General features: G+C 51.5%; 21 protein-coding genes. 17 read left to right on the plus strand and 4 right to left on the minus strand.

The genetic code is table 11. The features are described from left to right. Positions 1–75: 75 nt before the first annotated feature. From mnmA to FC43_RS04560, 12 genes are all read left to right on the plus strand, one after another. Complete coding sequence (gene mnmA / locus FC43_RS04505; protein WP_056954440.1) at positions 76–1,209, plus strand: tRNA 2-thiouridine(34) synthase MnmA; 1,134 nt, start codon at positions 76–78, stop codon at positions 1,207–1,209. Between the two features lie 84 nt (positions 1,210–1,293). Next, a complete protein-coding gene (tnpA, locus tag FC43_RS04510; RefSeq protein WP_056954524.1) occupies positions 1,294–1,722 on the plus strand; it encodes an IS200/IS605 family transposase in 429 nt (142 codons plus the stop codon). Between the two features lie 3 nt (positions 1,723–1,725). Then, positions 1,726–3,177 (plus strand): zinc ribbon domain-containing protein, encoded by a 1,452-nt coding sequence (locus tag FC43_RS11235; RefSeq protein ID WP_056954442.1) that lies wholly within the window; start codon positions 1,726–1,728, stop codon positions 3,175–3,177. A gap of 330 nt (positions 3,178–3,507) precedes the next feature. Continuing rightward, on the plus strand, positions 3,508–4,164 hold the full coding sequence (locus FC43_RS04520) for a histidine phosphatase family protein (protein WP_019205116.1): 657 nt from the start codon (positions 3,508–3,510) through the stop codon (positions 4,162–4,164). 45 nt (positions 4,165–4,209) lie between these two features. Then, positions 4,210–4,881 (plus strand): tetratricopeptide repeat protein, encoded by a 672-nt coding sequence (locus FC43_RS04525; RefSeq protein WP_019205117.1) that lies wholly within the window; start codon positions 4,210–4,212, stop codon positions 4,879–4,881. Continuing rightward, positions 4,868–5,128, plus strand: a complete 261-nt coding sequence (locus FC43_RS04530; RefSeq protein WP_156648270.1) for a YrrC family ATP-dependent DNA helicase — start codon at positions 4,868–4,870, stop codon at positions 5,126–5,128. The genes FC43_RS04525 and FC43_RS04530 overlap by 14 nt, the downstream gene beginning before the upstream one ends. Before the next feature lie 14 nt (positions 5,129–5,142). Then, positions 5,143–7,728: an SF1B family DNA helicase RecD2 gene (recD2, locus tag FC43_RS04535; protein ID WP_056954448.1), complete on the plus strand. Its 2,586-nt coding sequence runs from the start codon at positions 5,143–5,145 to the stop codon at positions 7,726–7,728. 96 nt (positions 7,729–7,824) lie between these two features. Beyond that, positions 7,825–8,823, plus strand: coding sequence for a ribose-phosphate diphosphokinase (locus tag FC43_RS04540; protein WP_056954453.1), 999 nt, complete (start codon positions 7,825–7,827; stop codon positions 8,821–8,823). Positions 8,824–9,286: 463 nt separating this feature from the next. Next, a complete protein-coding gene (locus FC43_RS04545) occupies positions 9,287–10,816 on the plus strand; it encodes a glycosyltransferase (RefSeq protein WP_056954459.1) in 1,530 nt (509 codons plus the stop codon). Next, positions 10,813–12,321 carry a glycosyltransferase gene (locus tag FC43_RS04550; protein WP_056954464.1) on the plus strand — a complete coding sequence of 503 codons (1,509 nt, stop codon included), beginning with the start codon at positions 10,813–10,815 and terminating at the stop codon, positions 12,319–12,321. The genes FC43_RS04545 and FC43_RS04550 overlap by 4 nt, the downstream gene beginning before the upstream one ends. Positions 12,322–12,420: 99 nt before the next feature. Beyond that, on the plus strand, positions 12,421–12,852 hold the full coding sequence (locus FC43_RS04555; RefSeq protein WP_056954471.1) for an ArsC/Spx/MgsR family protein: 432 nt from the start codon (positions 12,421–12,423) through the stop codon (positions 12,850–12,852). 76 nt (positions 12,853–12,928) lie between these two features. Continuing rightward, entirely contained in the window at positions 12,929–13,618 is a 690-nt protein-coding gene (locus FC43_RS04560; protein ID WP_056954481.1) for a Fic family protein, read from the plus strand. 119 nt (positions 13,619–13,737) lie between these two features. On the opposite strand, the gene FC43_RS04565 is transcribed toward FC43_RS04560, so the two are convergent. Together FC43_RS04565 and FC43_RS04570 are read right to left on the minus strand one after the other, a co-directional pair. Continuing rightward, positions 13,738–14,706 (minus strand): diacylglycerol/lipid kinase family protein, encoded by a 969-nt coding sequence (locus FC43_RS04565; protein ID WP_056954488.1) that lies wholly within the window; start codon positions 14,704–14,706, stop codon positions 13,738–13,740. Between the two features lie 73 nt (positions 14,707–14,779). Then, entirely contained in the window at positions 14,780–14,992 is a 213-nt protein-coding gene (locus FC43_RS04570) for a DNA-directed RNA polymerase subunit epsilon (RefSeq protein WP_019205125.1), read from the minus strand. A 159-nt stretch (positions 14,993–15,151) separates the two neighbouring features. On the opposite strand from FC43_RS04570, the gene FC43_RS04575 reads away from it, so the two are divergent. The 5 genes from FC43_RS04575 (at position 15,152) to FC43_RS04595 (ending at position 18,651) form a co-directional block, all read left to right on the plus strand. Next, positions 15,152–15,586 carry a hypothetical protein gene (locus tag FC43_RS04575; RefSeq protein ID WP_056954494.1) on the plus strand — a complete coding sequence of 145 codons (435 nt, stop codon included), beginning with the start codon at positions 15,152–15,154 and terminating at the stop codon, positions 15,584–15,586. A gap of 73 nt (positions 15,587–15,659) precedes the next feature. Continuing rightward, positions 15,660–16,250 (plus strand): endonuclease III domain-containing protein, encoded by a 591-nt coding sequence (locus FC43_RS04580; RefSeq protein WP_056954496.1) that lies wholly within the window; start codon positions 15,660–15,662, stop codon positions 16,248–16,250. A gap of 95 nt (positions 16,251–16,345) precedes the next feature. Next, positions 16,346–16,954, plus strand: a complete 609-nt coding sequence (locus FC43_RS04585; protein ID WP_056954497.1) for an Rpn family recombination-promoting nuclease/putative transposase — start codon at positions 16,346–16,348, stop codon at positions 16,952–16,954. 45 nt (positions 16,955–16,999) lie between these two features. Then, a complete protein-coding gene (locus FC43_RS04590; protein ID WP_056954498.1) occupies positions 17,000–17,245 on the plus strand; it encodes a hypothetical protein in 246 nt (81 codons plus the stop codon). Positions 17,246–17,394: 149 nt separating this feature from the next. Continuing rightward, entirely contained in the window at positions 17,395–18,651 is a 1,257-nt protein-coding gene (locus FC43_RS04595) for a nucleotide sugar dehydrogenase (RefSeq protein ID WP_056954500.1), read from the plus strand. 316 nt (positions 18,652–18,967) lie between these two features. Here the strand turns inward: FC43_RS04595 and ribB are convergent, their stop codons facing one another. After that, the gene (gene ribB, locus FC43_RS04600; protein WP_056954501.1) at positions 18,968–19,639 is read right to left on the minus strand and encodes a 3,4-dihydroxy-2-butanone-4-phosphate synthase; all 672 of its coding nucleotides are present in this window, start codon (positions 19,637–19,639) and stop codon (positions 18,968–18,970) included. Between the two features lie 292 nt (positions 19,640–19,931). Beyond that, positions 19,932–21,509, minus strand: a complete 1,578-nt coding sequence (locus FC43_RS04605; protein WP_056954502.1) for an amidohydrolase — start codon at positions 21,507–21,509, stop codon at positions 19,932–19,934. Positions 21,510–21,720: the final 211 nt, after the last annotated feature.

Consider the following 21,720-nt stretch of genomic DNA (forward strand, 5'->3'; position numbering starts at 1 on the left):
CAATGGTCGTTACTGGACATGCGACCTTCAATCGTAATTCGTTCCAGAATCTATGAGAAATGATGGTGAGAATGCATGGCTGATAACAGTCAAACCCGGGTTGTCGTGGGGATGAGCGGGGGCGTGGACTCTAGTGTCACGGCCCTCTTGCTCAAGCGCCAAGGCTATGATGTCGTGGGCGTCTTCATGAAAAACTGGGATGATACCGATGAAAATGGGGTTTGTACGGCAACGGAAGATTACAAGGACGTCGCCAAAGTTGCGAGTCAAATTGGGATTCCGTACTACTCGGTCAACTTTGAAAAAGAATACTGGGACCGGGTCTTCACGTACTTTATTAACGAATACAAGAAGGGCCGGACGCCGAACCCCGATGTAATTTGTAACAAGGAAATCAAGTTCAAGGCCTTTATCGAATACGCGACCCAATTGGGGGCCGATTACGTGGCAACGGGGCACTACGCTGACTTGATGCGCGATGAAAATGGCAATACCCACTTGATGCGGGCCAAGGATACGCATAAGGACCAGACCTACTTCCTGTCCCAATTGGATCACTCCCAATTGGCCAAGGTAATGTTCCCGCTGGCCCACTACACTAAGCCAGAAATCCGCCAAATTGCCAAGGAAGCTGGCTTGGCGGTGGCTGATAAAAAGGATTCCGTGGGGATTTGTTTTATCGGTGAAGATGGCCACTTCAAGGAATTCTTGGGGCAATACCTGCCGGCCCAACCTGGGAAGATGGAAACGCTGGACGGCAAGGTCGTGGGTGAGCACGCCGGCTTGATGTACTACACGATTGGGCAACGGCGCGGCCTCGGCTTGGGCGGCACCAAGGAAAATAATGATCCATGGTTTGTCGTGGGGAAGGACATGGCCAAGAATGTCTTGTACGTCGGGCAAGGCTATGAACATCCGAACCTCTACGCCACCCACCTGGAAGCGTCGGACCTTCACTGGGTCGACGACGTGGTGACCCGCTACGGGCGTCATTTCCACTGCACGGCCAAGTTCCGTTACCGTCAGGTCGATGAAGGGGTGACGGTGACGATTGCGGATGATGATTCGATGGTTACCGTCGAATTCGATGATCCGGCTCGCGCTATCACGCCTGGTCAAGCGGTTGTCTTTTACGACGGTCAAGAATGCCTGGGTAGTGCCATTATTGACCGGGCCTTCAGTGGACAAAAGCAGTTGCAATACGTTTAAAATTTTGAAAGACCGGGAGCAACCGGTCTTTTTTGCGTCCTCCATTCGTAGATGGGTGTGTCGAATTGTGGTATAATGATTGGTATGAAAGACATGAATAGACTAACGTATGGACGGACTTCTGTCTATAATCTTAATTACCACATTGTTTGGGGAACCAAGTACCGGAATAAAGTTCTAAATGGGCGAGTTGAAGAAGCATTTAAGCGCATCGTCTACGAAATCGCTGACAAGTATGGCTTTAAGATTGCCCACATGGAAATCGGGAAAGACGATCACGTTCACTTGTTAGTGAGTGCTCCGCCAAAGCTATCGGTCACGAACATCGTCCGTTGGCTTAAAGGTGGGACGGCCTACCAACTTTTCCGTGAATGCCCCGAATTACAACGAAGTTACTGGAAAAAAGAAGGACGACATTTGTGGTCGCCAAGCTATTACGTAGAGAGTATTGGGGCCGTTAACGAGCAAGCGGTGGCTAAATACATCGACGATCAACGAAAGAAGGAGGAATAGCTAATGGTTAAGCTACCAAAGAAAACTAAATATCTACGGGTCCGCAGGTTTCGTTTGGTAGCTACCCCAGCGTTGATTGCCAAGCATTCGCGTAATTTGGAAGTTGAGAACCAGCTTCATAATTATGCCGTACGTTACCTCGAAAGGACTTACGGTTGTAAGCATTTAGGGCGACCTTTTCCAACCACTAAAATCGATAAAGCCTTTCTGATCAAAGATGAAATTATTCCCAAATTTGCGCGGGATATTTACCAGCATGAAGGCCGCTGGAATGGTAAGCAGCTTGGTTTACATTCGCAAGCGGCGCAAGAATTCTTAGTCACCTTGATTACCAACTTTGGTGAGTATCGGAAGATACTTAAGAAGGCTGCTAAGATGACCGACGAAGAAAAAGAAGCCTACCGTAATAATCGTGATGGTAACAATCCACAACACCGTTCTTGGTATCGGAAAGGTTCATTATCTTACTTACGCAACGGAGCGAGTCACAAGACGGTTTCTTTACCGGATAACGGTCAAATTGAAGTCTTGTCACCCCACTGGATTAAGATCCAAGATTACGGCGAAATCCAAGTCGTTGAGAATATTCAACATTTAGCAACCGCGCGGCTAGTAACGTCTAAAATCAAGCGCAAGGACGATGGAACTTACGAACTCCAATTAGTGCTTAAGAATGAAATTGAGCGGAAACCGCCGCGTACCATGATTGGCGCCGACTGGAATATGAAGGATAACAAAGTCTTTCACACTTCTGATGATGAAAAAGTTTACCTTAATTACCTTGAATTGCCAGATAAGCGATTAGTTGACGTTAATGTCAAAGCAGACCAGTATGAGACAACCATCAATAAGCTTAAGCGTTGCCGTTCGATCAAAGAAAAGCACCTTAGCGCAGATAGTAAGCAACTTGCGGACTTGAGTAAGCAAATCCGTTATTACTCGGCTCGGCGGGCCAACTTACTAACGGAGCGGTACCGTCAGATTGCGTGGCAGATGTTTGCCAAGTATGACTTAATTGTCATTGAAGAGCTTGATGCCAAAGAAATGCGCAAAGAGAATCAAGCGTGGTCAGAGGCCGCTAATCGTGGTAAAAATCGCAAGTTGGCAAAAATCAAGCCTTATGAAATCGCATTGCTTTTGAAACAAGTGGCCGATCGAGAAGGCAAAACCCTCCTGAAAGTTGATAGCTATAAGACCAGTCAAGTGGAATTTGGCACGCAATACCAAGAAAAGCATGACCCGAGTGAACGGCAGTGGATTTCAAAGCACACCGGTAAGCTCATTGATCGTGATTTGAACGCTAGTCGCAACATTCTAACTTGGTCTCTTGATCCCAAGAAGCATATTAAATATCGCGAACGTCAAGCGGCAATCAAAGCTGCTAAAAAAGCCGGCATCGCTAAAGACAAATTACCTAAAGCGATTCCGGCTAGTGCATTAGTGACGGTAAACTAATGAATCAACGGGCGGGGCAGAACCTTGCCGTCCTTAAGGCTTCGAGAGTTACTGTTGGCGTATCACCCTGAGCGTGCAAAACGGGTGCGAAACAGTAATTAAGATCAAACTGATCTCAACGGCGTTAGTCGTTGCATTGCCTAAACGTCTTCTGAGCTTAAGAGGTACTTAGGTGCCTTTTGAGCCAGAAGCTCGGTCATTTATGGCCGAGTAGTTCACACACGCTAAAAGGCGATAAAATTTCGGCTTTTTTGGTAAAAGTTGACCCGGGCTGGCGAATATTTGCTATCATAGACCTAGAATTTTGGTAAAAGGATTGATTGGTGCACGATGACGAAGCTTTATTTTATTCGACACGGCAAGACAGAATGGAATCAGCAGGGCCGCTACCAAGGGGCCCATGGTGATTCACCGTTGTTGGCGACCAGCTTAAAAGAAATTGATGCCTTGGCCACTTATTTGGCACCAATTCCCTTTGCCCACGCCTATGTTTCCCCGCTTCCCCGTGCGCAGGCCACGGCGCAGCGCTTAGTGGCGGCTTTACCTGAGCCAGTTGCGCTTACGACCGATGAGCGGTTGCGCGAGTTTGATCTCGGGCAGATGGAAGGAATGAAGTTTAGCGAGGTGGAGGCGCGCTGGCCGGCCCAGCAGGAGAATTTTCACCGCCACCCCGATCGTTATGATGCCGCCTTGGTCGGGGGCGAAAGTTTTCCCCAGGTGATTGCCCGGTTTAAAGCGGCGGTGCACGATTACGTGACCCAGTTCCCGCAGCAAAATATCTTGGTCGTCTCCCACGGGGCCGCGTTGAATGCGGGCGTCAATGGGTTGTTAGGCCTTCCCTTGGCCCATCTGAAGGATAAGGGGGGCTTGAGCAATACTTCGACGACGATTTTAGCGACCGCCGATGGGGAGCATTACCAGTTGGTGCAATGGAATGAGACGGGATACTTACACAAGGATCACGTTGATCCAACCGATACGATATAAGTTCCGGGGTGGCTTAGGTCCCTCGGAGAATTGAGAGGTGTAAAGATGACAGAAAAAGTACAAAAGCAAACCGAACAACTCGTTCACCGGTTGGTCGAAGCAATCAATGAGGCACCGGACAAGTTCAATAACTACTACGATTTGGGCTCGTTATTAACGCGGTTGCAAGACTACGAACAAGCCGAAGAACTCTTTATGAAGGCGCTGGGGATTTTTGAACCCAAGGGGGACCAAAAGGCGGTCAACTTGCTGAAGTATGGGCTAGGGAATCTGTATTATTCCGTTGGTCACGTGGACCGGGCGATCAGTTACTACAACCAGATTGAGGATGCCAAGCTCAAGGGCGACGCTTACTTGATGTTAGCCCAAAGCTACATGAAAAAGCAAGCCTACAAGCAGGCCGTCGCCTATGGACTGACGGCCCTGGATTTGCGGCCCACTGATCCAGAAATCGCCCAAGTCCTGGGGGACTCGTGCTTGGCGCTGGGCGAATTTAAGCCGGCTAAGGACTACTATGATCGGATTTTAAAGCGGCACCCGGGGCGGGCCGATACCCAGTTTAATCGGGGCCTGGTTGCCATGGCGTTGGGCGAACCGTACGAATCTTTCCTGACGCAAGCCAAGCAATTGGATCCAGACTACTACGCGAAGAGTGAACAAAAGATTGCCGAAATTGAGCACACTTTGCAGGCGTTGGGCGGTCATGACGAAAAGTAAATCAACACCGGAAGGGTCATTGACGGGGGTGGTAAAGCGAGTCGCCTTCGCCGATGGCTTCTTTCGTATTTTGGAAGTAATGGTGCTGACCACTGACTTACCTTGGCCGCAGCCAATGATTACGGTCACCGGCCCCGTTGGCACGGTCAGCGAGGGCCAGGTTTACCGGTTTGTGGGGTATTTGACCACCAACCGGCGGTACGGCGCCCAAATGGTGGCCCGCTTTAGCGAAACGGTGGCAAATTAAGAAAGGACAACGGGATGGCGTGGGATAAATTACCAGTAGAACACAGTGAGAAGGTGACCACCACTGGGCCGACTTCGCTGATTGGCAAGGTCAAGGTGGTCATTTTTGAGCGGGGCTTATTCCGGATCTTAGCGGTTAAAGTGGAAGAGGCCAATTTTGAATGGGACCAAAGCGAGATTACCGTCAAAGGTCAGTTGGGCGAAGTGGTTGAAGGTGATCGCTACGAATTTGAGGGCCGGGTGGTCGAAGACAAACGCTACGGCTTGCAGTTTGCTTCTTCGGGTGTTCACGTCGTTTTGCCGCAAAATCCGCCCCAGTTAGCGACCTTTGTCAAATACCACGGGGTAACGCTGCACGCTCCCAAGAAGTCGAGTCAGGCGGTCTTTAAGGGCCTAGGGGAGCAGGCAATGAAGCAGGTCACCGATGATCCGCAAGTTTTAAAGACGATCACCGGCTTTGGGATTGGCGATCAGCAGCGGTTGATCGATTTTTTTACCAGCCACGACTTTGGCAATACGACCGGGAAGATCATTGAACAACTGAAGGGATACGGGCTGTCTGAGCGGCTGGTCAACGTGGTGTTTGACCGCTTTGGCACCCAGACGTTGACGCAGTTGACCACTGATCCGTACGCTCTGTTAAAGCTAGAAGATGGTGAGCTGGGCTTTGAGCGGGTCGATGAGTTGGCACGACGTTACTATCAGGTATCCGCGACCGATTCACGCCGCTTGCAAGCCGCCCTGCTGACCAGTGCCCGGCAGTTGACAAACCAAAGCGGGGACAGTTGGGTCGATCAGGAACGCTTGTTAAGTGCGGCCCTGCGCTTGGTTAGTCGCAGCGGGCAAGTCAGCCGCGCGCAAGTCAGTGCGGCCTTTGCCAGCCTGCTGACGGCAGAAAAGTTGGTGGCCGATGGGGAGCATATCTATCCGGCGGCCCTGGATACGGCGGAATGGCAGATTGCCGCTTGTTTGCATGAATTGATTGAAAAATCAACCCTCAAGGCGCCGACGCCCAAGCGCCTGCAGGCCAAATTGGCGGCGGTGGAAGCCGACCAGCCCTACGAATACGATCAGATCCAAAAAGAAGCGATTGAGCTGGCGTTGACCAAACCGGTCATGTTGCTGACCGGAGGGCCGGGGACCGGGAAGACCACGATCGTCAAGGGAATTGTCCAAACCTTTTTAAAGTTGCACCCGAAAGCCCAGCCCAGTGAGGTCTTGTTGGTGGCGCCGACTGGCCGGGCCGCCAAGCAAATCAGTGCGGTGACCGGGATTGAAGCTTCAACGATTCACCGTTTGCTGGGGCTGACGGCGGAAGTGACCGACGAAACACTGGTTAATGAAGTCCATGATGAATTGCCGGGGCAATTATTGATCGTCGATGAAATGTCGATGACCAGTTTGACCTTGTTCGCGGCGCTCTTGCGCGCGGTTGGCCCCAAAACCCGGGTCGTCTTGGTCGGCGACTTTGATCAGCTGCCATCGGTCGGGCCCGGGCAGGTCTTTCGGGACTTGCTGGCGGTCCCAGCCCTACCCCAGATTCGCTTGACCCAGATCCACCGCCAGGCGGCGGATTCGTCGATTATCCCCTTGGCGCGGGCGATTAACGCTGGGGAAGTCACAGCCGAGCTGTTTGCCCCGGCGGATCCCGCCAAGTATCAGCGGCGGCGTTTTTTCCGCGCACCAATCACCGCGGTCCCGGCGATGATTACGGAGGCAGTGAAGCTTTATCACGAGCGCCATGGTTTGTCCTTAATGGAAATTCAAATCCTGGCCCCGATTCATGCGGGACCGGCCGGGACGCAGTATTTAAACACCTACTTGCAAGCGCAGCTGAATCCTGAAGCCACCGATAAACCTCAGGTCACCTTCGGCAACGGCCGGGTTTTTCGGGTTGGCGATAAGGTGATGCAGACGGTCAACGATCCAGATAAGAACGTCTTTAACGGCGACCTCGGGATGATCCAATCAATTGAAGGGACGACCGCGGAACATACCAACCGCCAGAGCAAGGCGGCCTTAAAATTAATCGTCGATTTTGATGGCACGGAAGTTGAGTACACCCGGCCGCAAGACGTGGGGGCCTTGCAGTTGGCCTATTGTATGACGATTCATAAGGCCCAGGGGAGCCAGGCGGCGGTCGTTATCTTGCCGCTGGTGCCGGAATATTTCCCGGCGAGTCCGAACGCCCCGACGATTATGCAGCGCAACTTGCTGTATACGGCGGTGACCCGGGCCGCCCGCGCCCTGATGTTGATTGGTGATCCGCAGGCCTTTGTCTACTGTGCCAATACGCCGCCCAACTACCGGCATACGACCCTGACGGAGCGGGTGGCCGCGGCCTTTGCGGGCGAAGCCAACCCACCAGCGGCGCCAAAAGGGCCGCGTGCGGCGGTACCTGACGTCCCTAGTACGACAGCCAACCTGGCCGCAGCTGCTGATCCGAACCTTTCAACTGGAGCGGATGCCTTGCCGTTTGACCACCAGGCGCCAGAGCCGGTGCCCCCGGCTGGCCCCGCTGAATTAACCCCAGCGTTGGTTGAAGCCCAGACCATCGACCCCATGATCGGGATGGTCGACCTTTCGCCCGCCGATTGCTAGGTCAAGCTTGGTTGCACATTGCGCTTGCAATTAGACCAGGGAATTGTGATAATAATTGGTGAATTGGTGTAATTGTTGATCAGAAGGGTGGAAAAGATGACGGAATTGAAAAATGCGGCGCAAGTGCGTCTGTTTGCTTTAAACTCAAACCGGCCCCTGGCCGAAAAGGTCGCTGAGTTGTTGGGGTTGCCACTGAATGAATGCACGGTCAGCCACTTTGCCGACGGGGAAATCGCGGTGACGATTGACGAAAGTGTGCGGGGCTGTGAAGTCTACGTAATCCAAGCCGTTTCCGATCCGGTGAATACAAACCTGATGGAACTGCTGATCATGGTGGATGCCTTGCGGCGGGCCAGTGCCAAGAAGGTTAACGTCGTGATGCCATACTACGGGTACGCGCGCCAAGACCGCAAGGCCCGCTCCCGTGAACCAATTACGGCCAAGTTGGTAGCCAACCTCTTGGAAATGGACCAAATCGACCGGTTGATCACGATCGACCTGCACGCTCCGCAAGTGCAAGGGTTCTTTGATATTCCGGTCGACCACTTGATGGCGGCGCCGACCTTGATCCAATACTTCTTGGACCAAGGGTTAAGCGAGAACGTCGTGATCGTGGCGCCTGACCATGCGGGGGTTAACTTAGTGCGGCGCTTTGCGGAATTAATCGGTGGGGCCCCAATTGCCATCGTAGACAAGCGGACCGAAGACAACCGGACCGCCGGTGGTGAAGAACACATTCCAGATATGATTATCGGGGACGTGAAGGGGAAAACGGCGATTGTCGTTGATGACATCGTAGATACCGGCCACCGGATGACGGCTTCGGCAGCCCTGTTAAAGAAGTTTGGCGCCAAGGATATCTACGGGGTGGCGACTCACGCCGTGTTGTCAGGGGAGGCCGCGGCCGAACTGCAGACTTCCGATCTGAAGCAAGTGGTGGTAACCGACACGATCAAGTTGCCAGCCGCCAAGCAATTTGACAAGCTGGTGCAATTGTCAGTGGCGCCCCTGATTAAGGGTGCCTTGGTCCGGATTCACAACCATGAATCAATTCATGACCTCTACAAGTTGCCCGCTCACCAAAATGACCAATAATAACTAAACCGCAGTTCAGCAGCTGCACCGGATAATTTGATCTGGTGCAGCTACTTTGGCGTTAAGGGGCCAATTCCGGGGCGGCTTGTGAACCAGTCGAATTATTGGCCCCCGTTAAGCCCGTGGTGACTGCTTTTAATGGTGAAGTTAAAAAAGTTTGTGAAATAAAGTTAAAATTTGCCCTGTTTCGCGTATATATAATTAGGGAGGAAGCTCCCGAGTAAAAGCACCAGGTGCGCTTGAATTCCGCCGTGGATTATGATATTAAGGTAACAACGGGTGGCAAGACCACCATGTACTCTCTGTCAGTGGCGGACCAATAATCATTCAGTTCACGACCAAAAGCCGGGGCAGGGTTTTGCCCCGGCTTTTTTGAAAATTCCGCGCTCGTTCATCATTACCTCATCAAGTCCTGGTAAGCTAGGACGGTGAACGCAGGCGGTTTAACCAGAAAGGATTGCATATGCTGTATTTCTTGAACGATAACTTCCAGGAGAATAAATCGGGGATCGAACACGCCCAGCTAAAGCGTTTAAAATTATTTAAGCACTTTAACCAACCGGCCAAAATTGTGACCCGGCAGTACTCAAATGAATTTGCCCAGGTGATGGCCCACGCTGGCGTGGCGCCCGAAGATTACGTCAACTTATTTGACTACTTCCAAGAAGCCGTCGCCGTGCCCAGCAAAGCAGTGACCTTAGCCGATCTGCACCTCAACCCGAAGTGGCAAAAGAAAGCCGACGGGATCAACTATAACTTCTACCAACACGGCCAACGGGTGATGTACGTCCGCCGGCGCGACAACGCCCAAAAGACGATCATCAACCAACAAATCTTTGACCGCTTCGGCAAGCTGGTCAAGGTTGTCTGGTACGACGTCCGGGGCTTCAAGTCGGTTGAACAGCTTTATGATTGGAACAACCAGATCACGACCGAAAACTACTACACACCGACCGGCCGGCTCGCTTTGAGCAAGTTTCACTTTAAAAACCGCCGCGATCAGGACCTGGTCAGCTACCACCTCAATTTCCGCGGCCAGGACTACCACTTTAACGGGCTCGACGAATTGACCAGCTTCTTTTACGACCAAATTGTCGTCGATCCGGCCATCAACGAAGGCCAAAAGGTCGGGCTGATCGTCGACCGGGTCTTTGAAATTGGTTGGGCGGTCTTGCACATGCGCCGGCGGGTCTTCCGGGTGATGCAGCTGCACAACGACCAGGTTATCAATAATGACGACATTCTACACTCGGCTTTGAACTTTAACTACGACTGGGGGTTAAAGAACGCGGCCGCTTGGGATGGGATCGGTGTGTTGACCCCGCACCAAGAAGCGGACGTGAAGGCCCGGTGGCAAGATTCGAAGGTCTACATGGTGCCTAGTGCGATCGTCCCGGATGAAGTACTCAACGCGCCACGCGTCGACTTTGCCAGCCGCCAGTTGCACCAAGTCGTCGTCGTGGCCCGGTTGTCGCCAGAAAAGCAGCAGGATCACCTTTTGAAGGTGTGGCCGAAAGTCTTGGCGGCGGTACCGGATGCCCAGTTGGACCTCTGGGGGTATGCCAACGACAAGTTTGACGAGACCTTAAAACAAATCGTAGCCGAAGAAGGAATCGAGCAATCAGTCCACTTCCGCGGCTATGCCGAACAGGTGCCGGAAATCGATCAAAAAGCCCAGTTGATGGTCCTGCCGACCCGGGGCGAAGGCTTGGCAATGGCCCTGGTCGAAGCCTTGTCCTACGGGCTGCCGGTGATTGCCAACGATGTTCCGTACGGCCCTAGTGACATCGTGGTCGATGGTCATTCCGGTTACCTGACTGAAAATGGCAACCTCGACCAGCTGGCGGCCAAGATTATTGATCTGCTCAGCGACCAGGCCAAATTAGCCCGCTTTAGTGAAGGGGCTTATGAGGATGCTCACCGGTATTCCGAGGCCAAGATCATGGCGGCATATCAGACAATCATTAATGATTTAGCGGGGTGGCAAGCATGAGATACTTTGTCAATGAATATATTTTTGCGCGTAATTCCAGCGTGGAACACACGGAGTTTAAACGATTAGCCCTCTTTAAGCGGCACGGGGAACCCGCTAAGCTGGCCTTGACGGGCCACGCGCTGAACCTTGCGCAAACCTTAGCGGAATTGGGTTTGACCTATGAACAAGTGGTGACCCTGCATGATTTCTTTGGGGATGCGCAAAACGTCGCGGCCAAAGAACTCCACGTTGAAGACCTCCACTTGCCGGCCGCTTATTTAGTCGGCAGTGGTAACAATTTCCGCGTCGCTAAGGTCGGGAGCCAAGTGATCTGTGAAATTCACTTCTTCGGGGGCACCTTTGGCCAAGTCGAACACGTTGATTGGTACGATCAAACTGGCCAGCTGACGATGATCCAACGCTACGACCTGCGGGGGTTTAAGGCGCTGGAAGAATTTTACGGCACCAAGAATGGGGAAAAGTACTACGTTCGTTACTACCGGCCAGATGGGACGGTGTATTTGGAATCCTACTTGGTTGAATCGACGGCGGGGACGGCCCTGAACTCGCGCCTGGTCTTGCGGGATTACCAAGGGCAGGATTATTACTTTGAGCATGCTGATGAACTGACCGCCTTTTTCTTTGATGAGTTAAACCGGCAGGCCGGCGGGCAGGCGACCTTTATTGCTGACCGGCCCGGGACGGTTGTCCACCCGCTCTTGTTGATGAAGGCCAAGCGGGCCCAACGCTTTTTGTGGTTGGCCACCAACCACGTGGCGAGTGGGCAGGACCCGCTTACCGCTCCGTTCCTAGGGATTTATGCGGAAGCCTTGGCCAAGCAAAACCTTAAGGCGTGGACCGGGATTTTGGTACCCACGGCGGCTCAAACCGCGGCCTTGCGCCAGCGCCTTGGTAAGAAAGCTAAGCTCTACACCTTGCCATCCACCAGTGACCCGGTTGCGCCGGCCATTTCCTTTGACCAACGGCAAAGCGGCTTGGTAATTGCCGTGGGTCGGACCGGCGAAGATAAGGGGACGGCGGCCTTGATTTCGGCCTTTGCGACCGTCCACCAGACCCTGCCGACGGCGCGGTTGAAGATTTATGGCTACGGCGGCGACCATGAAGCCTACCAAGCCCAAATTGAAGCCGCGGGTCTGCAAGGGGTGGTCGAATTAGCCGACTACGTGCAGGATCCGGCGCCCGCCTACGATCAGGCCCAACTACTGGTTGATGCCAGCGATAGTGACAACCGGCCCCTAGCGATGGGCGAAGCGCTGGCGCACGGGTTGCCAGTCTTGAGTTACGATTACCCGTATGGCCCCCGGGAATTAGTCACAGCGGGGGTTAACGGCGAACTGGTGCCAAATGGGGATTTAGCGGCTCTGACCAGCCAGCTGATTGCCTTGCTGCAAGCGCCAGACCGCTTGGCGACGTTGAGTCAAGGGGCCTATGCGCGGGCAGCGGATCCAAAGGCTGAAGCGACCCTGTGGGCAAATTGGCAGGCGGCCCTGGGGATTGACTAACGTTCGGAATTTCTAAAGATTTATTAAGTCGTTTGTGAAAAGACGTCAAAGGCGTCGGGACTTGCTACAATGGTGATAAACTATGAAGCGAGGTGCACGATGGTTAATCTTTATTTTCACACGAATGATCCGTCGAAGCGCAAGGCGGTCAATTGGCTGACGGCGCATGGCATTGAGGTCAAGCAGCGCAATTTAGAAAAGCAACCGTTAACCAAGCGAGAAGTGCGCCAGCTGCTGGCGCTGTCGATTAACGGGACGGATGATTTAATCTCTTTACGGTCGCGGGATACCAAGGCCCTGGAACTGGATAAAAAGGTCGTCACAATTGATGAATTGACGGCGGCGATTCAGGTCGCACCGCGGATTTTGAAGAACCCGGTGATTTTTGACCGGACCAAATTAGTGACCGGCTTTGATAAAGAAAAAATGGGGATCTTTATCCCGCAACCCCAACGGCGCTTAGAGCTGTCGCGCTTATTAGCCAAATTTGCGCCCAGCCCCCAGCCGAAGGGACAGGTAAAGTTTGGCTAGTGGGGACCAAAAACAAGGTCCCTTTTTATTTTGCCGGATGCAGTGAAAGCACTAGAAATGAGAAGGAATTGTACCGATGAAAAAATTTCAAGATCAATATGATTTTACGGTTGATTTGAATCGCCGCTTTGCCAAGCAAAATTTAACGCGGTTAGTGCATACTAATGCGCGTTTTGAAGGGGTTAACACGACCTTGGCCCAAACCCAGACGATCATTGATGGAATGGGCGTAGCCGGGGTTTCTGTCCGGGACATTGATATTATTAAGTTGTTAAAGCAAGGCTGGGAGCTGATTGTCACGAATGATGAACCAGTCTCATTGGAATTGGCTAAGCAAATTAACGCTATTGTAGCGCGTGATGAAGCTCTCTTTCCGGGTGAATTTCGTACGGGACGCGGAAGTGTGACCTTAACTTCGGGAGCTGAATTTGTACCGCCATTGGTGGATCTAGCGGTGGAACAGGCTTTCTTTGAGCAATTATTGAAGGACTCGCAACGGTCGGCAACCGATCAAGCTTTGACTTTAATGTACCATTTGATGCGCAACCAACTTTTTTGGGACGGCAACAAGCGAACGGCGACGTTATTAGCCAATAAATGGATGATTGATCATGGGGCGGGGTTGATCAATGTTCCGCTTGACCGTTGGGGGGAGTGGAATGAATTGATTTCAAGTTTTTACGAAAGTGGAGATGTGACAACCATTAAAGAATGGACCTACCAGTACGGTATCCAAGGGATTGAGCTGATGAGAACCACAAGATAAAAAGTCTTAAAACTTCAAAAGCGCTAGCAATCACGTTACTGAAAACGTTGATTGCTAGCGCTTTTTGTTGTTGCTACTTGCTAAGCTTTAGCCGAAAAGATAGTTTCTTCTCAGCCGCTTTAGTTCGATTTAGTTTGATGGTGCGGGATTTGCCAGAAGGGGTACGCGATGGTGTCGAGGGTCAAATCGACAAAGCGGTTGCCCATTTCTTCCCCATCCATTTGGCCAAATTCCAAAGACGTCGTGGAATACCGCAGTTGGCGGCCCGGATAGCGGGTCGCAAAGCGGGATTGGGCCAGTTTGCCCCGGGCAAAGCACCACAGTTGGATGAAGGTGATCAGCCAATTTTGCCGTTCGGCGACCAATAATTCCAAGCCGGGCTTGGTTAGACTGGCTTCAGGCGCAATTTGAAAGCCTCCGCCGATGAAAGGATGATTGGAGGCGATCACGATGTAAGCCTTGCGGAAAAAGTCGCGGTGTTTCCCGTTTTCCACCATTAATTCAAAGGGCGCTTGGTCGTACAAGGCGCCCAAAGCATTGGCCACGTAGGAAAGGTGACCCAGGTGGAATTTATTCATCTTCTTTTTGCGCTTCGAGCTATTGGTCCGACTGACGATTGCAGCGTCAAAACCGATCCCGACGTTATTTAAGAAGTAGCCCTCTTCGTTTTTAATTCCTTCAACGTAGTGGCCCACACAAATCATGTGCGGACTGGTGGCCGCCAGGATTTGGTCCAGGGCTGCCACGGGGTCCATGGCAATCCCAAAGCCTCGGGCAAAGTCGTTTCCGGTGCCACACGCGATGTAGGCCAACGGGAGGGGGTGGGCGTGATTAGCGGGACATTGCATCAAGCCATTGATCACTTCATGCAAGATCCCATCGCCACCAACAACCAGCACGATTTCCTCAGTCTGACCGGCAAGCCGCTCGGCCAATTTGCGGCTAAGGTAGATGGCATGGCCGGGCTCTTTGCTAATGTAGGGGGTGTAGGCAACGCCCCGTTGGTTCAGGGCGGTTTGCACTTTTTCCCAGGCACTGGCAGCATTGCCGCTGCCGGCCACTTCATTGATAATTACTGAAAAATGCATACCACAATTTTCCTCCGTTTCCAGGAAAAAAGGGACTGGGGTCTTTGCCCCAGCCCCGCTTTTCTGGATCCGTTTAGAACGTCGTGAGCTTGAAGGCCGGACTTTGCTTCTCGTATTCCAGCGCCTTGTCGTTCAGCAGTTCAATGTATTCAATGTTGTATTCCGTGTTGGCTTCCACCAGTTGGCGAGCTGCCGCTTCGGATTCGGCTTCAACGTAGATTGATTGCGTGTTTTCCCGCCGGGGAGTCATCGTCTTGTCAGGTTGGAAGTAGATCTTAAAAGTCATTCTTAACGCTCCTCTTCTCGTGGCCAAGATATTTAGGGCCGCGCTAATTTTAATTTTGTCAAATACTAATCTATTCTAGCACACTTCACCGTTAAAGTCGTCCCCAATCCGCCCAAAGCGTGGTATCATAAAGAAAAAGCAAGAAATGGGGTGGCGGGGATGCAATTAATTTTGACCGTGCTGATTGCCTTTTTAGTGGTGGCGGGTTTGTATCAGGTGATTCACCGGCTGTTAGTCAAGCGTGCCACGTTGATGGTGCAACGACAAGCGGCCGCAAGTACCGATGCGGTGGTCCTGCCGATTCTGCGAAATTTAGTTGGCCAACACGCCCCGACAACGTCGCAATTAGTGGCCGACGTGTGGGGCAAAGGGGTCTTAGTTTTTGAATACATTGTGGACTTAACCCAACTGACATCGGCGCAGCAAGCGAGCTTAACCCAAGCTACCGTGACTGCGCACATACAAGCGCACGATCGAATGTATCAAGTGACTGACTGGTGGACCTATGAAAAAAATCTCCATATTGAAGTTGCCCAGTTGTCCAATGAAGCAACCCGGGAATACGTCCATGATTTGAAAAAGTTAGAACAATAAGGTCGGCCGAGCTGAAATGCTCGCCTTTTTCTGTGCCCTTCAGTAAAATAAGGTTACGAATGGGGGAAGAGCAATGGAAATAACCAGGAACGATTTTAAGCAACTGTACCAAACCCTGCGGGCGGAATTGGGGCCCCAAGGCTGGTGGCCGGCTGATAATGACGTCGAGATGTTGTGTGGGATGATTCTGGTCCAAAATACCAATTGGCAAAACGTGGATCAATCCCTAGCGAACTTGCGCCAAGCGACGAATTTTGATTTAGCAACGCTTTTAGGGTTGCCGGAAGCAGAATTGCAGGCTTTGATCCGGCCAAGTGGTTTTTACCGCAATAAGGCCCGCGCAATCCGGAATGTTTTGACGATGTATCACGACGAGTATCCCGCGCTGCGGACTTGGGCGACGTCGGCCTTACGTAAGCACCTATTGGCGATTAAAGGGGTCGGCTTTGAGACGGCGGATGTGATGCTGGTCTATTTGTTTGACCGGGCAGTGATGGTAGCTGATAATTACGCGCGGCGGGTGGTCGCTGCCCGCTGGGGGCTGACTATGACTTACCAGTCCTTATGGGCGGCCGCCATGGCGGATTTTCCGTTGACGGCCGCTGAAGCCAAGGAATTCCACGCCCTGTTGGATGAAGCGGGGAAACGGCTGCCCCGGCGGTGAAAATTAGTAAAAGAAAAAAGTAATAAATCGCCTTTTTTCGCGTATATATAAGTGAGGGGGAATTTCCACTCAAATGTGAAAAAGGGGGGATTACGATGGGAAAGCCACGTCGTAAACGTCGCTATACGGCCGCGGAAAAGGCGGCCGCTCTACAAAAATTTGAGCAAGCCACGCTCAGTAATGATTACTTATTTTTTCGAGTGATGCAGCAGAAGGCCGCTTTATTGCCAACTTTGCAGCGAGTCTTGCCAGAACTAGGGATTGTCAAAATTTGCCAGGTCGTTGCTCAGCGGCACTTAAAAGCAACTTGGCAAAGTAAGGAATTTATTTTTGCTGAGGATCAAGCGGGCAACCAATTCAACGTTGAGATGCAAGTAGCTAATGAGCATAATTTAATTCAGCGCTCCTTGGCCTATTTTGCTGGGATGGTCAATAATCAATTGGATCAGGGGGTTAAATACCGAGATTTAAAGCCGATTTATGTGATTTTCTTTACGCGCTTTGATCCACTGGGCTATCAACACCAGTTCGAACGATGCAGGATTATGGCGGGAGAGCATCAGCCGGACCGTCTTTTAAATTTTATTTATCTTGACGTTACGGCCCCAACTGCTCAGGTGAATCCGGCCTTACAGCGCTTATGCGAGTTTATCGAAACGGGGAAAGTTGCTCCCAATGACCCGTTTATTTTAAAATTAGAATAGATGCAAGCCAAAGCTAAAATGAATAGTGAATGGAGGGACGAGGCGATGAAAATTAACTTACAGGAACAAGATATTGAGTACCGAATTGAAAAGGGAATTGCACAAGGTATCGAGCAGGGAGTTATGCAAGGAACTAATGAGACGACATTAAAGATGATTCGGGCGATGAAAGATGATGGTCTGGCTAAAGCCCCAATTGTCCGCTTAGTAGCCCAATCTCGTCAAATTTCAGAAGCTGAGGCCCAACGCTACTATACAAATGGCGATTGCGGGCTAGGTAAGGAAGATTGATGTGATAAGCCCCGCCTTCTTTTAGCTGATTGGCTGAAGAGGGCGGGGCTTTTATGGTTGAGATGGATAACTTTGAAACCGTTCTCGAAAAAGCGTATACTTAAATAAATTATTTATTGCATTATCAGTAACTTGAGGGAGAATCGGTAATGGAAAAAAGCGCACCGTTAAAAATTGCTGTGGCCGGCACGGGTTATGTAGGATTATCACTGGCCGTTTTATTAGCGCAACACCACCAAGTAACGGCGGTCGACATTATTGCCAAAAAAGTAGCGCAAATCAACCGCCGGCAATCCCCGCTCCAAGATGAATACTTAGAGCGTTACCTACGGGAGAAGCCGCTTCAGTTGACGGCGACGTTGGACGCTGCAGCGGCCTATCAGGATGCAGATTATGTCATTATTGCCACCCCGACGAATTATGATCCCCAGCAGAATTACTTTGACACCGGCGCAGTCACCAGCGTGATCGAACAAGTCTTGGCTGTTAATGCCACGGCCTGGCTGGTGATTAAGTCGACGGTCCCCGTTGGCTTTACCGCGGAAATGCGCGAACGCTACCACACTAACCGGATTTTGTTTAGCCCGGAGTTCTTACGGGAGTCCAAAGCCTTATACGATAATTTATACCCGAGCCGGATTATTGTTTCAGCCGCTCCAGCTAATGAAGATGAGCAAGCCGCTGCGCAACATTTTGCCGCCTTGTTGCAAGAAGGGGCACTAGCGCCGGACGTGCCAACCTTATTGATGCCACCGACCGAGGCCGAAGCTGTCAAGTTATTCGCCAATACGTACCTTGCCTTGCGGGTGGCTTACTTTAATGAATTGGATACCTATGCGACTACGCGGCATTTAGCGGCGCAAAAGATTATTGAAGGAGTGGGGCTGGATCCGCGGATCGGCAGCCATTACAACAATCCTTCTTTTGGCTACGGGGGTTATTGCTTGCCAAAGGACACGAAGCAATTGTTGGCTAATTACGATCAGGTTCCAGAAGAAATGATTTCCGCGATTGTGGCGGCGAATCGGACCCGGAAGGACTTCATTGCCGATCAGATTCTCCAGCGGGTTGGTTACTATGACTATTCGGCTAGTGTGCAGTATGATCAGGCCCACGAAAAGCCGGTCACGATTGGTATTTATCGGCTCACGATGAAGACGGATTCGGATAATTTCCGCGAGTCTGCCATCCAAGGAGTGATGAAACGCCTAAAGGCTAAGGGGGTGCGCTTGGTAATCTACGAACCAACCTTGCCAAGTAAGACCACCTTCTTTGGCAGTCCAGTGGAAAATGATTTAGCTAAGTTTAAGGCGCAGAGTGCTTTGATTGTTGCTAATCGGTATCATGAAGAATTAGCAGACGTGGCAGATAAGGTCTATACCCGGGATTTATTCCACCAAAATTAAGCTTTGACCAGTTTGAGGCATTAAGTTGATAATTACGAAAAAAGTGGGATCGGTTAACTGGATGCCAGTTTTAATTAACGAAACTGGGATTCATTCGGCTCGCTAATTTCATTATACAAGAACATAAACATTTTATTATCAAAAGATAGTTAAAGGCGGGCTCCGACGTTACTTTCTGAAATTAACTCTTTAAATTGGCGAAGAAAACTGCTATAATGGAAAGCATTAGAAAGTGTTCAAAAACGGGCAAAAAAGAAAGGCGGATCACCAATCGTTGGTGGTTCGCCTTTTTCTTGTGTTGATTTGTTAAAATAGGTTAGGCTTCAGCGGCTGCTTGGACCAGGGCGTTCTTGGCATCGGCAATCCCGTTTTCGTCCATGTAAGTCAAGATTTGGTTGATCGTGATGTAAGGGACGTCCAAACGGTCAGCGACCTTAAACAGGTCGTCGCGCCGCGCCATCGTACCGTCTTCCTTCAGGACTTCAATGATGACGGCAACCGGTTGAGCGCCCGCCAGGTAGGCCAGGTCAACGGAAGCTTCGGTGTGCCCAATCCGTTGGCGCAGCCCGCCGTCTTGCGCGTAGAGGGGTTGGATGTGGCCGGGGTGGTTAAAGTCGCTGGCCGTGGCCGTTGGCTTGGCGATTTGGCGAATCGTGGCTGCCCGATCAAAAGCAGAAACCCCGGTCGTCACGCCAGTGGCTTCAAACGTCCCGTCGCAAGTGGTCATGAAAGGCGTATCGTGCGGGTCTGTACTGTTTTCGACCATCTTCGTGAAGCCTAATGCGTGAGCCCGTTCCATTGTCAACGGTACGCACATTAAACCGTTGGCTTCCTTTAACATTTGGTAGACCGTTTCGGGGCTGATCCGATCAGCCAGGGCGACCAGGTCCCCTTCATTTTCACGATCTTCATTGTCCGATAAAATGATGAACCCACCGTTTTGCAAGGTCGTCAGGGCTTCTTCAACGGTGTTAAATTCATTTGCCATTTTGATAAATCCTCTCTCTCTATCGCTATCTCTGGTGAAAAGCCGAACCAAAACTTGATTCGTGACTTTATTATACGTAAAAATCGGATGATGTAAACATAAAGCGACGAAAAGTTCGCGATTGACGAGCGATTTGTAATTTTGTTTTGTGAAAATTCGGCTAGAGTAAAGTGAAACCGCCGTCAAACTTTGCACATCATTGTTCGGGTGGGCTGGGGTTGACGGGCAAAAACTTCGTCCCACTCGAAACGTTCGGAACCAAAAACCACCGGCTACTACCGGTGGCTAAAGCTTAATCAGCGCGATAAACTTCTTGGCCCGCTAGCCAAGTTGCTTGGACGCGGATGTCTTTGATTGCTTCGTGCGGGACGGTAAAGATGTCATCGCTTAGGATCACAAAGTCGGCTGCTTTGCCAACGCTCAGGCTACCGTTATGGGTAAACTGGCCCAGTTGGGCGGCCCACTTAGTATAGCCAAGGACTGCTTCGGGAACCGAAATGGCTTGGTCAGCATTCACCACCTGCCCATTCGCCGCCCGCCGGGTTACGGCTGCGTAAATACTGTAGAAGGGGCTGTCTGGCTCGTACCATGGGGTGCACGGGGCATCAGAACTGAGTGCTGTCAAGGCCTTAGTGTGCAGCATTGCCTTGAGGCGGTAGGCCAAGCGGAACTGCTGCGTGTTTAAATAGGTCCGGTAGGATTCGTCTTCGGCAAAGAAGAAGATCGGTTGGGTGGCCAGGCCGTACGTCATTTGGGCCTGATCAATTTGGGCCAGCATGGTGTCACTCAAAAGCGAAGCGTGCTCAATGCGAACAGACGGGGTTCCGCTCAGCCACGGGGTGAGGTCTTTGGTGGTATCAATGACCAATTGAATTGCCGCATCCCCCATGGCGTGAATCGCTATTTGCAAGTGATGATCTTTAGCGTAGGCGACGGCTTGGGCTAATTTTTCGCGGTCCGTCAGTAGCACGCCCCGTTTGCCAGAGGGGTAGGGCGCTTGATTATCAGCCGTTTCGCCCGAAATCGAGCCGTCCATGAAGACTTTGATCCCGGCAATGCGCAACTGGTCGTCGGCCCCAGCCGCCAGGTCTTCACCGTTGAGCTCATCATAGACGTAATACAGTGAGGCCCGCGGTTGGAAGCCCGCCGCCTTGGCATCACGATACAGCTGGAGGGAATCGTAAGGGTGCAAGCGGCCCATCATTTCACCGATGGCCACGATCCCGTTTTGTAAGTAGTGCTGGGAAGATTGGGTCAGGTTGGCAACGTCGGTCTGGTAGCTTTGGGCGGACTTGGCGCGAATCAACAGTTGCGTGGCCGCCACTTCGCGCATAAAACCGGTTGGCCGTCCGTCTGCAAAGCGTTCAATCTTGCCACCGACCGGATCGGGGGTCCTGGCATCAATGCCGGCGAGGGCTAAGGCTTTGGAATTTCCGACGGAGGAGTGACAATCCGAGCGATACAAAAAGATCGGTTGGGTGGTGGAGACTTGATCCAGGTCGTCCACGGTCGGAGCCCGGTGTTCAACCAATTTGGTTTCGTCAAAGCCCCAGCCTTCGATCCAAACGTCCGGTCCCTGGCCATAGGCGGGCGAGGCTTTTAGAGCGGCGATCAGTTCAGCAATGCTGTTAACGTGGGGTGGGGTACAAGCCACCCCGTGCAAAGCGTCGGCAATGTACTTGGGATGGGTGTGGCAGTCGATCAAGCCGGGCAAGACCGTTTGGCCCTGCAAGTCATTTGCCGCCGGATCAGTGACGTCTGCTTGGTCACCAATCCAGCTGACCTTTCCATGGTCAATCGTCATGGCCGACGCGAAGCTGGTCGCATCGGTACCGAGGAAAATTTTGGCGTTGGTGAATGTTGTTGGCATAAAAAATAAAACCTCCCTTTTTGTGTTTGATTATATACTTAATATTAATGGTACCGCTACCATTATTTTATGAAAGATGCTGAAAATTTAATTGGCCGCACTTTTTGTAGCTTCAAGCTTTGTGGACGGTGATCGCCGACGTTGAAATCCTAGCTTAAAGTCATTAAAATAATCATGTAAACGCTATCATTCAGATGCCGCCGGGGCAAGT

The organism is Limosilactobacillus ingluviei DSM 15946 (genome assembly GCF_001435775.1).
GTDB classification, from domain to species: Bacteria; Bacillota; Bacilli; order Lactobacillales; family Lactobacillaceae; genus Limosilactobacillus; species Limosilactobacillus ingluviei.

What these genes read in the sequence shown, in the direction of transcription:
- mnmA (WP_056954440.1), top strand. Translation starts at nt 76, where the DNA reads ATGGCTGATAACAGTCAAACCCGGGTTGTCGTGGGGATGAGCGGGGGC.
- tnpA (WP_056954524.1), top strand. Translation starts at nt 1,294, where the DNA reads ATGAAAGACATGAATAGACTAACGTATGGACGGACTTCTGTCTATAAT.
- FC43_RS11235 (WP_056954442.1), top strand. Translation starts at nt 1,726, where the DNA reads ATGGTTAAGCTACCAAAGAAAACTAAATATCTACGGGTCCGCAGGTTT.
- FC43_RS04520 (WP_019205116.1), top strand. Translation starts at nt 3,508, where the DNA reads ATGACGAAGCTTTATTTTATTCGACACGGCAAGACAGAATGGAATCAG.
- FC43_RS04525 (WP_019205117.1), top strand. Translation starts at nt 4,210, where the DNA reads ATGACAGAAAAAGTACAAAAGCAAACCGAACAACTCGTTCACCGGTTG.
- FC43_RS04530 (WP_156648270.1), top strand. Translation starts at nt 4,868, where the DNA reads ATGACGAAAAGTAAATCAACACCGGAAGGGTCATTGACGGGGGTGGTA.
- recD2 (WP_056954448.1), top strand. Translation starts at nt 5,143, where the DNA reads ATGGCGTGGGATAAATTACCAGTAGAACACAGTGAGAAGGTGACCACC.
- FC43_RS04540 (WP_056954453.1), top strand. Translation starts at nt 7,825, where the DNA reads ATGACGGAATTGAAAAATGCGGCGCAAGTGCGTCTGTTTGCTTTAAAC.
- FC43_RS04545 (WP_056954459.1), top strand. Translation starts at nt 9,287, where the DNA reads ATGCTGTATTTCTTGAACGATAACTTCCAGGAGAATAAATCGGGGATC.
- FC43_RS04550 (WP_056954464.1), top strand. Translation starts at nt 10,813, where the DNA reads ATGAGATACTTTGTCAATGAATATATTTTTGCGCGTAATTCCAGCGTG.
- FC43_RS04555 (WP_056954471.1), top strand. Translation starts at nt 12,421, where the DNA reads ATGGTTAATCTTTATTTTCACACGAATGATCCGTCGAAGCGCAAGGCG.
- FC43_RS04560 (WP_056954481.1), top strand. Translation starts at nt 12,929, where the DNA reads ATGAAAAAATTTCAAGATCAATATGATTTTACGGTTGATTTGAATCGC.
- FC43_RS04565 (WP_056954488.1), bottom strand. Translation starts at nt 14,706, where the DNA reads ATGCATTTTTCAGTAATTATCAATGAAGTGGCCGGCAGCGGCAATGCT.
- FC43_RS04570 (WP_019205125.1), bottom strand. Translation starts at nt 14,992, where the DNA reads ATGACTTTTAAGATCTACTTCCAACCTGACAAGACGATGACTCCCCGG.
- FC43_RS04575 (WP_056954494.1), top strand. Translation starts at nt 15,152, where the DNA reads ATGCAATTAATTTTGACCGTGCTGATTGCCTTTTTAGTGGTGGCGGGT.
- FC43_RS04580 (WP_056954496.1), top strand. Translation starts at nt 15,660, where the DNA reads ATGGAAATAACCAGGAACGATTTTAAGCAACTGTACCAAACCCTGCGG.
- FC43_RS04585 (WP_056954497.1), top strand. Translation starts at nt 16,346, where the DNA reads ATGGGAAAGCCACGTCGTAAACGTCGCTATACGGCCGCGGAAAAGGCG.
- FC43_RS04590 (WP_056954498.1), top strand. Translation starts at nt 17,000, where the DNA reads ATGAAAATTAACTTACAGGAACAAGATATTGAGTACCGAATTGAAAAG.
- FC43_RS04595 (WP_056954500.1), top strand. Translation starts at nt 17,395, where the DNA reads ATGGAAAAAAGCGCACCGTTAAAAATTGCTGTGGCCGGCACGGGTTAT.
- ribB (WP_056954501.1), bottom strand. Translation starts at nt 19,639, where the DNA reads ATGGCAAATGAATTTAACACCGTTGAAGAAGCCCTGACGACCTTGCAA.
- FC43_RS04605 (WP_056954502.1), bottom strand. Translation starts at nt 21,509, where the DNA reads ATGCCAACAACATTCACCAACGCCAAAATTTTCCTCGGTACCGATGCG.